This is a genomic window from Psychrobacter sp. TB20-MNA-CIBAN-0197 (genome assembly GCF_040309765.1).
Classification (GTDB): Bacteria; Pseudomonadota; Gammaproteobacteria; order Pseudomonadales; family Moraxellaceae; genus Psychrobacter; species Psychrobacter submarinus.
In genome coordinates, this window is sequence record NZ_JBEOPC010000476.1 from 1 (window position 1) to 277 (window position 277).

Annotated in this window: 1 protein-coding gene; it reads left to right on the plus strand. The window is 40.1% G+C overall.

The genetic code is table 11. The features are described 5' to 3' along the window. Window positions 1–252 (plus strand): hypothetical protein (locus AAEY83_RS14570; protein WP_502945185.1); only part of this gene is annotated, 252 nt, incomplete at its 5' end. Window positions 253–277 lie beyond the last annotated feature (25 nt).

A 277-nucleotide genomic window follows, 5' to 3' on the forward strand; every position in this document is an offset into this window, starting at 1 on the left:
GTAATAGGTGTTGTTAAACAAGCAGAAAAAATAGCACCAAAACAAACTGGTTTGTCAGATGCTGAACGAATACGCAATATCCGTGATAATCGAGCTGATGAAAAGGCCAAAGAACGCAAAACACGAGCTTATAAGCCAGTTGAGATTGATACCAGTAAATCAGCTCAAGTACATTACCTCTCAGAGCCGGATGAGGATTTGGATTTTCCTGACTTTTCGGAGCAGCTGTTTAAGGAAGATGACGACGTATGAATTTATCACATAACATCTTCAGAGC